Origin of the sequence: Ideonella sp. A 288 (assembly GCF_002198735.1) — a bacterium.
In the GTDB taxonomy this organism is placed as follows: domain Bacteria; phylum Pseudomonadota; class Gammaproteobacteria; order Burkholderiales; family Burkholderiaceae_C; genus Pseudaquabacterium.
The window spans coordinates 1-10,205 of record NZ_MWLO01000030.1 but is presented as its reverse complement, the minus strand read 5'-3'; the positions used below and the strand labels follow the sequence as shown (position 1 = coordinate 10,205).

10 protein-coding genes are annotated in these 10,205 nt (G+C 68.7%); all 10 read right to left on the bottom strand.

Annotation, left to right across the window (positions count from 1 at the left end):
* A partial coding sequence (locus EOINJALH_RS01475) for a type IV secretory system conjugative DNA transfer family protein (protein ID WP_234413605.1) occupies positions 1 to 1,030 on the bottom strand: 1,030 nt, incomplete at its 3' end.
* 20 nt (positions 1,031 to 1,050) lie between these two features.
* Positions 1,051 to 2,151, bottom strand: coding sequence for a P-type DNA transfer ATPase VirB11 (gene virB11 / locus EOINJALH_RS01470; RefSeq protein ID WP_088278537.1), 1,101 nt, complete (start codon positions 2,149 to 2,151; stop codon positions 1,051 to 1,053).
* Entirely contained in the window at positions 2,148 to 3,614 is a 1,467-nt protein-coding gene (gene virB10 / locus EOINJALH_RS01465; RefSeq protein WP_088278536.1) for a type IV secretion system protein VirB10, read from the bottom strand. The genes virB11 and virB10 overlap by 4 nt, the downstream gene beginning before the upstream one ends.
* Entirely contained in the window at positions 3,607 to 4,503 is an 897-nt protein-coding gene (locus tag EOINJALH_RS01460; RefSeq protein WP_234413607.1) for a TrbG/VirB9 family P-type conjugative transfer protein, read from the bottom strand. Before EOINJALH_RS01460 ends, virB10 begins: the two co-directional genes overlap by 8 nt.
* A gap of 60 nt (positions 4,504 to 4,563) precedes the next feature.
* The coding region (locus tag EOINJALH_RS01455) for a virB8 family protein (protein ID WP_144289804.1) at positions 4,564 to 5,299 on the bottom strand (736 nt) is incomplete at its 3' end.
* A 37-nt stretch (positions 5,300 to 5,336) separates the two neighbouring features.
* Positions 5,337 to 6,032 carry a type IV secretion system protein gene (locus EOINJALH_RS01450; protein WP_088278534.1) on the bottom strand — a complete coding sequence of 232 codons (696 nt, stop codon included), beginning with the start codon at positions 6,030 to 6,032 and terminating at the stop codon, positions 5,337 to 5,339.
* Positions 6,033 to 6,058: 26 nt separating this feature from the next.
* Positions 6,059 to 7,108: a type IV secretion system protein gene (locus EOINJALH_RS01445; protein WP_088278533.1), complete on the bottom strand. Its 1,050-nt coding sequence runs from the start codon at positions 7,106 to 7,108 to the stop codon at positions 6,059 to 6,061.
* 16 nt (positions 7,109 to 7,124) lie between these two features.
* Positions 7,125 to 7,553 (bottom strand): hypothetical protein, encoded by a 429-nt coding sequence (locus EOINJALH_RS01440; protein ID WP_088278532.1) that lies wholly within the window; start codon positions 7,551 to 7,553, stop codon positions 7,125 to 7,127.
* Positions 7,550 to 10,045 carry a VirB4 family type IV secretion/conjugal transfer ATPase gene (locus EOINJALH_RS01435; protein WP_088278531.1) on the bottom strand — a complete coding sequence of 832 codons (2,496 nt, stop codon included), beginning with the start codon at positions 10,043 to 10,045 and terminating at the stop codon, positions 7,550 to 7,552. The genes EOINJALH_RS01440 and EOINJALH_RS01435 overlap by 4 nt, the downstream gene beginning before the upstream one ends.
* Positions 10,029 to 10,193 (bottom strand): VirB3 family type IV secretion system protein, encoded by a 165-nt coding sequence (locus EOINJALH_RS01430; protein ID WP_255406940.1) that lies wholly within the window; start codon positions 10,191 to 10,193, stop codon positions 10,029 to 10,031. The genes EOINJALH_RS01435 and EOINJALH_RS01430 overlap by 17 nt, the downstream gene beginning before the upstream one ends.
* Between the last annotated feature and the right edge of the window lie 12 nt (positions 10,194 to 10,205).

Here is a 10,205-nt window from a genome sequence, read left to right as displayed (position 1 = left end):
CCACCACCGCATCCGCAAAGATCGTCAGCGGCGCATTGAAGGTGGCCACCACGCTCGACAGCGTGTTCTCGGAGTTCGCCAGCAGCCGCTGCAGCGCGTCCACGCACTCGTCCGAAAGCGCCGGGCTGGTGATCGAGGCCTCGTCGCGCCGCTGCGCGATCAGCCCGCCCAGGTGATCCTTGAGCGACCGCCCCTTGCCCGACGACTGCCGCAGCATCTCGCCGATCGTGCGCGGCAGCGCCGGGGTCTCCAGAAGCAGCAAGCCCAGGCCCAGGAACAGGTTGCGCGCCTGGTCGTTGAAGAAGGCCTCCGACGAGCTGCCCATGCCGTCGCTGGGGAAGAACACCTGCCCGATGGTCAGCAGGTCGCCGACGCGGTGCAGCGGGCTGGTCCGCACGGCGCTCAGCGGGTTCCAGCGGTGGCTGCGGGCGTCCTCGTCGAAGGGCGAGAAGGCGTAGACCGCCTGGCCGTGCGCGGCGCGGTAGCCGGCCGTGATGTCGAAGTTCTCTCCCTTGATGTCCAGCACCACCACCGAGTCGGGCCAGTTCAGCAGGTTCGGAATCACGACGCCCACACCCTTGCCGCTGCGGGTGGGTGCTGAGAGCATCACCGAGAGCTGGCCGGGCAGAGCGAGGAACTGGCCGCGGTGGCGGCCGATCAGGATGCTGGGTTGATCGGTCTGGCTCGTCAGACCGGCGCGCGCGACTTCGGCCGCCGTCGCGAACCGCGCGTCGCCGTGCAGCGGCCGGCGCGGCCGGGCGGCGGCCACCAGGGCGATCGGGAGCACGACCAACAGCCCCAGCCCCGACACCCCGATCGACGCCAGCAGCTTCCGGCGCAGCAGCGCATCGTCGGCGTACAGCTGCCAGTCGTGCACGATGCTGGCAAAGCGGGCCTGGCGCGGATCGGCCTTGTTCATCACCAGGAACAGCACGGCCGACAGGTACACCGCGAGGCCGGCCAGCACCAGGAAGCCGACGATGGCGAACACGCCCGCGGCCACCTTGCGCCCGGTCGGCCACGAAGACATCGGCAGGGCAGTGAGGCTGCTCATGACGCCCCCGCCATCGCATCGTCCCAGCGCCCCAGGCGCTGCCGGCGCGGCTCGTAGAACACGTCCGAGATGAAGCGCCCACGCTCGTCGCGGTCGAACTGCACGACCACATCGACGACCACGCCCAGCAGCCACTTGATCTCGTGCATCAGCAGGCCGCCGCCGGCACCGCTCTCGCGGATCATCAGCGACATCTGCTCGAAGGCCAGCGCGCAGCTGCCGGCGTGCACGCTGGTGATGCTGCCGGGGTGGCCCGAAGCCGCCAGCCGCACGAACGAGAAACACTCGTCGCCGCGCACCTCGGCCAGGAAGATGCGGTCCGGTTTCATGCGCAGACAGGCTTCAAGCAGCGACTTGGCCGTCACCCTCGCCGTGCCCTGCGCATCCTTGCTGTAGAACAGGTGCACGACGTTGGGGTGGTTCGGCAGCGTCAGCTCGGCGGTGTCCTGGATCGTGATCAGGCGTTCGTGGCGCGGCACCTCCTCGACCAGGCCCTTCATGAAGGTGGTCTTGCCCGAGCCGGTCTTGCCGCTGACGACGATGGTCTGGTGCCGGCGAACCGCCAGGCGCAGGAACTCGGCGTGGCGGCCGGCGTCGCGCAGGTCAACCAGTTGCTGCTCGAAGGGCAGCAGGTCGCTGGCTGGCGTGCGGCACACGGTGGACTGCGCCGGGTCCAGCCGCTCGAACAGGCCCTCGCGCTCGAAGTCGTCCAGGCGCTTGATCAACTCCGACGGCTTGCGCACCGTGATCGAGACGGTGCCGCGCGGCACGGCCGGCGGGATCACGAACTGGATGCGCTCGCCGCTGGGCAGCGTCGCCGACAACAGCGGCCGTTCCTGGTTGATCTGCTGGTCGCAGAAGGTGGCCACCGCGGTGGCCAGCGACAGGCAGCGCTCCTGCGTCATCTCGGGCGCGGCAATGGTCTGCCAGCCGCGGACGGTCTCGACCAGCAGTTCGCCGGGCCGGTTGACGCAGACTTCGAGCACGCCCGGCGCGTCGAGCTGCTCGCGCAGCGGGCGCAGGAACTCGACGACCGAGGTGGCGTCGCCGCACCAGCCGTCGGCGGGTGCGGGGCGATCGTGAACCGCGGCGTTCATTGCGGCACCCCCTGCGCGGCGCTGCGCGAAGTACTGCGCGCGGTGGGACGCAGCTCGTACACCGACGAGAAATCCACATCGCGGGCCACGTAGATGCCGACGATGCCGCCCTGGTTCTGGTAGATCAGCGGCGGGATGTTGATCGTGCTGTCGAGCACCTTCTCGGCCAGCTTGCTGGTGTTGGCCGTGGTCGATGGCAGCACGATGGTGTCGGCCTGGGTGTCCGTCGCCTGGTTCTGGATGACCAGCCGCACCGCGTCGTCGATCAGCGACAGCAGCATGGCCGCGCCGATGCGTTCGCTCCAGCGATTGTCGACATGGCCGTCGATGCCCGACTCGCCGAGCGCGCCGGTGGCGGGCGAGTCGATGTCGACGGTCACACCTTGCGGTGTGCGGATCCTCGTCCACAGCACCGGGATGCGGACCATGCCAGGCCGAACCGAGGCGATCCGGTACTCGCCGTCGAGGTGCGAGCCGCGCTCGACCAGCAGCACGCGGCCGTCGTCGCCGAAGACGTTGCGCTGCACTTGGCAGCCGACCAGGCCCGAGGTGGCGCTGATGACGCGGGTTTTGAGCGCGCAGGTGAAGGCCGTGCCCTTGGGCAGGGTCAGGCTGCGGTTGCCAAGCATCGAGGCGGCGACGCGGGGGGTGGCGGAGCCCTGGAGCTGGCCGCCGAAGAGTCCAGCGGCGGGCGAGGGCGGGGCGCTGGCAGCGTGGGGGCCAGCGGCATGGCCGCCCAGCAGTTGCGAGCCCAGAGCGGCGCTCGATGCCAGCGGCTCGGCCGACTGGCCGCTCGCGGCGGCCGCACTGCGGGTCAACGAGTCCAGCAGTCCCTGCAACTGGTGCTGGTAGTCCTGCAGGTTGCGCGCGGTCGCGGCCATCGGATCATTGGGATCGATGGCCTCGGGCAGCGCGTCGGCCTCCGCCTTCCGAGTGGCAGCAGGTGACTGGGCGATCGCAGCGCCAGGCCGAGTCGACACCAGAAGGACCGGTGCGTCCTCCGGTGCCATGGTCTTCGACCCACTCGATATCGACGCGCCTTGCCCGGTGCGCCGAACGCCGATCGGCTCGGCCACCTCGTCGGCGGACGGCACCAGTGCCGGGATGCGCGGCGCAGTCGGCATCGCCGCGCTGGCCGCCACGGCGGCCGGCATGGCTGGCACCTCGAGCCGACGCGGCTCCGCGGTGGCGGCCGTGGGCCGGTCGCGCGACAGCTTCGATTCCTCCGGCTCACCCGGTGTCTGGCTGCTGGTCGCGAACCGCTGAAGGCCATAGGCCGCCATGGCGATCAGCGCGAGCGTCGCCAGCGCGACCGCCAGCAGGCCCTTCATCGATATCGAGGCGCGCTTCGGCACGGCCACGTTCGGGATGCCGGGCTCGCCGGGCAGCGGCGAGATCGCGTTGGGGTCCGAGTCCGGGGTCGACTCGGGTTCAGGGGTTCGGTCGTTCGGTCGCTCAGTCATGGCGTTGCTCCACTGCGGGGGCCGCTCGGCGCAGCGGCGCTCCGTCGGCTTTCACGACCCGCTCGACGCCCGGCACGGTGGTGCCAGCGCCCGGCGGCACCCCGTCCACGTCGAAGGCCTCGTTCCACAGGCCCACCATGGCCGCGCCGGCGCGCAGCATCAGTCGGCGACTGACCCGGTCGACCACCAGCAGGTCGTCTTCCATCCGCGCATTGACCAGGGTCTCGCTGCCATCGCCGAGCACGTGGAACACCGCCGGCACCTCGCGGTTGCCAGGGAAGCGCAGGTAGGTGAATCGGCCATCGTCGAAGACCAGCGTCGGCACGATGTCCTGCGAGCCCCGACCTTCGGCGATCGAGTAGTGGGTGTTCATCACCTGCGGCCTGGCCTGCAGGCGTTCGGCGACGAGTTCCTGGGGGGAGGGTGGGGGCGGCACGGCTGGCAGCGCCGCGAGCGGCACGAGGTCCTTGAGGCTCGGCCGCAAGGGCGTAGCCGTCCGGACCTCGGGCGCCTTGACCCTCAACCGGTAGACCGGCGATTTGGAATCGCCGTCGGCCAGCACCACGAACCGGAAGGCATGCGTGCGCCGGTCGGTGACGACGGCCAGGTTGTTCGGTGCGCCAGCAGCACGCTTGGCCTTGACGAACAGATTGCGCCCGCCGGGCTGCGCGGCAATGCACCAGGCGGCGTCGGGCTTGTTGCAGTCGCCCCCCAGGCCCGCTGCGACCTCGGTGATGGCCTCGTCGGTACCGAGCATCACCAACGTCACGACGCCGCGCTTGACCGGCACCGTGACGACGGCCTGCGGGTTGTAGGTGACTTCGCGAAGTCGAGGATCCGATGCTGGCGACGCCGCTGGTTCCGCCGCTGCAGCCAGCGCCACCGCCATGGCCACGGTGCCGAGCGCGATCAGCACGGTCCATCGACCAGCGATCGCGTTCATGGCTTNCCGGGTCCGACCGGTAGGCGGTGACGACAAACCCGAACGGGTTCTCCATCCGGTCCCGTTCCTTGGCCAGCACCTTGGGCTGGTACTGGTAGACGATGCTGGCCACGTGCCGAGTTACCGCCTCTGGCAAGTGCCGATCGGTGAGCCGCACCGCCTTGTCGTAGGTGACCGTGGCCTCGCCGCGGTTGCCGTTGCGCCCCAACGCCGCCAGGCGCACGCCGACGATGTGGATGCGCCAGTCCTCGCTGCCGGCCAGCTTCTTCTGCAGCGCGGCCTCGCCCTCGAACTGGCGGTTGTAGTCGGCAAAGACCGCCGGCACCGCCATCCTCGCGACCTGGTCGAAATCGCGCTGCAGGAACATCCAGCTGTAGCCCTCGCGGGCCCGCACGAAGGTGGCCAGGTTGTGTTTGTCCAGGGCCTCCATCGGCGGGATGGTCTCAACGCTCAGCCGCTGCTGGATCGTGGCTTCGCCGGTGACGCGGTCGACGACGATCGGGATCTCGACGACGCGGCGCAGCGGGCCCTGCACGAAGACCGCGGCGATGCCGATCAGGCCCAGCGCCAGGCCGGCGATGGCGACGGTCCAGGCGCGGCGCTCGGAGCGTTCGAGCATCAGCGCGCGGTCGATCTCCCAGGCTCGGTTGGTCTGCAGAGGATCCGACTCAATCGGATCGGCCTCGTCGCGCGGGCGATCGGGCCATGCAGCGGCTCTTCCTGGCGTCAGGACGGCAGTCATGGGGTGACCTCAGGTGGACTGGGGGATCGGCGCCTGGCTACGGCAGGAAGTCCGAGACCTTGCCGTTGCGGGCCAGCATCTCGTACTGGCGCTCGCGTTCGCGCGAGCGGGCGATGCGCTCTTCGCTGTCGGCCATGCCCTGCAGCATCTGCACCTGCGAGATCTCGTGCGCCAGCAGCGCGTTCTCGGCGCCGATGCGGGCCTGGATCTCCTGCACAGCCTTCTGGTCGACGGTGGCGTCGATCTGGCCCATCAGCGCCTGGATCTGCGCCAAGCGCCCTGCGGCAGACTTCATCGCGTCCTGCAGCAGGCCCTTCTGCTGGTACGGCTGGGCCAGCACGGCCTGGCACGCGGTGCGGGCGCCGCCTGCCAGGTCGAGGCAGTTGTAGACCATGCCGGCGTCGCGCAGTGCCTTGGCGGTGCCGTTGAGGCCGTCATAGCCCGCCGCGTCGACGGCGTTGAGAAAGGCGTAGGCCTCGGGCGGCAGGTAGTTGCGCAGCAGCGGGCTGTTGAAGACGTTGCCCAGGTTACGCACGCCGTTGATGCTGTCGAGGTGGGTCTTCAGCTGGGTGATCTGCTGCACCTGGTTCTTGATCTTGGTGACGTCGTGGATCACCTGCTGGATGGTCTGGACCAGGTTGGCGGCGTCGATGACCGGGATGCCCTGGGCTTGGGCGGTGCCGACGGCGAATGCCACAGCGATGGCTGCGGAGGACTTTGGGATCGTGAGCATGGTGACGCTCCTGTGTTGAGTGAGGATCACGACCGGCGGCCCCGCAGGGCGGCCAGCTTGTAGGCGGCGACCCGGGCGGCGCCGGCGCCCTGGCGGGCCATCGCGCCGGTGGCACGACCAGCCGCGTAGGCCGGGCCGGCGCCGGCCTGGATGACGCCGCCAGCCGAGGCACCACCGGCGGCTCCGCGCGCGGACGACGCCGAGCGCAGCCCCGACACCATCATCGCGTTCTGGATCATCTGGATGCCTTGCTGCACGGCCGCGCCACCGGTCAGGGCCGACGCCAGGCTCGGCGCCTGGAAGCAGATGATGGCCATCAGGATCATCAGGACGCAGTAGCGCGTGGCTTCGCCCAGGACATTGAAGGCACCACCGAGGAACCCGCCGCCATCCTGAATGGCCTTGAAGATCGAGACGCCCATGAACGCGCTGAGTCCCAGCGCAAAGAACGCGAACCAGGTCAGCACAACGGCGTTCAGCACCATCGACAGCCAGCTGTCGAAGAAGCGCGCTGTCGGCCGCCAGGCGAGGCAGAGGATAAAGAGTGGCCCGATCGCGATCACGAAGGTCAGGAACAGCTTGGCAAGGGTGACGACGAACAGCGCCATGCAGAGGAACGTGACCGACCCGACCGAGAAGATCAACGCGGCCAGCACGAGGTCCAGCCGGAACATGCTGGCTTCCTTCATGATGTCGGAGACCTGCGAACTCGCGTCGTCGTTGAACTTGTCGAGCAGTGCGTACGGCGTCGCAACTGTTGCAGGATCGACTCCCTTTGGCAGGAACGTGCCGGCGACACCCATTGACAGGTCATTCGCCAGATTGGCAACGTTGTCCATGTAGACGGCCGACTGAAGCGAAAGCGCCAGGACCAGACCGATCTTGAACACCTTCCACATGAACAACGGCAGTGTTTCCGAGACCTCGTTTCGAAGGACCGCCCAACCGTACAGCGCCACCCACAGGGTCATGCACGTGAGTGCGATTGGCGCGATGCCGTTCATCAACGCCTTCACGACGTCGAGGACGTAGTTGTTCAGGATTCCATCCAGCTGCAGGCCGACCCAATTGAACATGGCGACTCCTTGTTAGCTACTGAACTGCTGGGTATGGCAGATTTGTCGGGGGTGGCGCTCGCATATCGACACACTTGCTCGACGTGTCGGGACGTTGGCATTGCAGCCACTTGTCGCCGATCTTGACCACCCACAGGCGAATCAGCTTCGCGGTGCCGTACGTTGATTTCCGACACGTCCCGGGGCGTGCATAGGCCTCCGTGCACTCCACGAGCCCGTCCTTCGTTTCCACCATGTGCCAGGGCCCACCATTGCAGCCCCCATCGGCCCTGCACGGCGTCGTCGACCGGATGGGGCCCGTGGTCGGCAGTGGCGGCGTCAGCACGGTCCTGGTCCCGTCGGCCAGAACCCTGACCGCCTCGTTGCCCTTGACGTACTGCGCAGTGACCATGGACGACGCCAGCGCGAATGGCACCAGCAGGACCAGATGACGAATGTTGTTCATGCGGCGCTCCCGGAGTTGCGAGACCTGCGATCGTGAACCTCCTGCAGCAGGACGGGAAGCCAACGCTGCGGATCGTCCCCACACTGCGCACGCACCGCATCGAGCAGCCGCACGTTGTCGGTGGTGGCCGACAGCACCGTCACGAAGTCGTCGAGGCCGCTGAGGTCCAACTCGCAGATCGCGCTGGCGTGCCCATGCTTGACGAGGAAGCGGTGGCCGCCGTGAACTCCCAGCCCGCGCACGATCTCGAACTCCGCGGCACTCAGCCCGAAGCCCTCGATGTACTCCTCGCGCACTGCCTCGGGGTTGGCCAGGAAGATCTTGGTCACGCTCTGCTCGACCATCGTGCGGCCGATGGGGTGGCGCAGCACGTCCGACGGGCTCTGCGTGTCGAAGATGCCCAGGCCGTTCTGCTTGCGGATCGTCTTCTGCTTCTGCTTGGCGAAGTCACTGAAGATCTCGTGGTCCAGCGCCTTCCAGAACTCCGAAATCACGTAGATCAGCCGCTCGCCGGTGACCAGTTCCTCCATCACCTGCAGCAGCACCATCATCACCGGTGTGCGCACCTCGGGCAGGTCCAGGAACTCGGTGGTGTCGAAGCCGATCACCGACGCCGAGTCCAGGTGGGTCAGGCGGTCTTCGGCCTGTGCGCCATCGCCATCGAACACCCAGCCCAGCGCGCCGCCCTGGCACCAGCGGCCCAGCCGCTCGAACAGGCTGTTCTCGCCCGCCTTCGGCAGGTTCTGCCGCACCGTGGAGAAGCGCCGCAGCGGCGCCGGCATCATCGAAACGGCCCGCACGGCGTCGGCGATCGCCCGTTCGTCCACCGGCAATAGTGGCAAGGCCGGCGTGGCGATGCAGGTGCGGATCAACTGCTCCCAGAACTGGATGCGAGCAGGCGTCGGATCGCGCTGCAGCGGGTTCAGGCGCGTCGGCTTGCCTGCTTCGAGGGTGAAGTACCGACCGCCCAGCGCCCGGATCGCAATCTCGCAGCCGCGGTCGAGGTCGAACAGCACCAGGCGCGGCGCTGGATCCCACTTGCGCGTCAGCGTCAGCAGGAACATCTCCAGCGTCGTCTTGCCCACGCCGGTGGAGCCGATGATCAGCGTGTTGCCCGGCAGCTTCTTGTCGGCCGAGTCCTCGCCCTGGGGGCTCGAATGCAGGTTCAGGTAGAAGGGCTGGCCCGACGGCGTGCGCAGCAGCGTGAGCGCCTCGCCCCAGGGGTTGCCGTCGCGCTTGCCCCGCGCAAAGTTGTGGCCGCTGGCCAGCGCCGCAAACGCCCTCGATGACAGATTGGCGTCCCGCGGCCTCCACTGCCAGTTGCCCGGCATCTGCGCGAACCAGGCTGCGTCGGCCACCAGATCCACCGGCGACATCTGCAGGCTCGACGCTTCACCGACGGCGCCGATGGCCTGCGCCGCCCGGCGCCCGGCGTCGGCGATGTCGTCGCCGAAGACGACCAGGCTGTAGTGGTACTCGCCCATGCAGAACTGGCCGTCGCCCAGGTCGTTCAGCGCCACGTCCATGTCGGCCACCTGGCTGGCCACCACGTCGTCGCTGGCGATCAGCTGGTCGCGCTGCAGTTCCAGCGCGCGCAGGGCCTCGCGCCGCGCCAGGATCGAGAAACTCTGCGTCTCGATGAACTCGCTGGCCTCGTAGAGCAAGGCGTCCAGGATGCCGGGCTCGACCGCATCAGCGTACTCCTTGATGTCGACCAGCGCGGCGTAGCGGCGTTGGTCGCCGTGGCGCAGTTCCAGCTTGTCCAGGCCAAAGGACAGGCGCACGGTGGGCAGCGTGCGGAAGAGCGGACCTGCGGCCAGCGGCACCGGGCGCCAGCAGCCGTTGACCAGGTGGCCGAGGAACTCGGCCAGCTCGGAGTACTGGCGGCCGTGCTGCTCGCGCACCCCGAGCAGTTGAGGGCCGAAGCCGCGCAGCACGCGGGCGACCATTGCCGAACGCTCTTCCATCAGTTCGAGCGCACGCGCCTGCGCCTCGGCGATCGCGGCACGCGAGCGGCTGGACGACTGTAGCGCGCGGCTCATGCGCGAGGGCTGCTGCCGGTAAACCAGGGTCAGGTAGAGCTCGCTGCCCATCATGCGGCGCTCGCCCAGCTTGGCCTGGTAGGCGATGGCGAGGTCGCGCGCGAAGCCCGGCTCAGCCGGCACATGCAGCGCATCGTCGACCACGCGGTGCAGCCGGTGCGTCCATACGGCCCACTGGCCGCCTGCCAGGTTGCGCAGCAGGCTGCACAGGGCCTCGTGCCGTTCGGCCATCACCGGTTCGTCGGCGCACTCGAAGGGCACGCCGTCCAGGCGCCAGACGCGCAGGTAGTCGCCGCCGCGGGTGATCACGTCGTGTGGGGTGAGCAGCGACGAGAACGGCACGAAGCGCGTCAAGGGGTTCTCCGACTTCGCCTGCGCCCAGAAGCGCGGGCGCAGCAGCGGCAGCGGGGGCCGGTCGCGGCCAGAGACGGATCTACGCATACCAAGCATCGCGGGCTCCCCGGTAGAGGGTGGGTGAGTAGCTGCGGGCCTGCCAGAACTGACGGTTGCGGTCGTGCAGCTTCAGGCGCGTCGCGAGGCAGACCTGCCGGATGCGCTGGTCGTCGCGGGCGGTGGCCAGGCGCATCCAGGCCAGCACCGGCGCGATGGC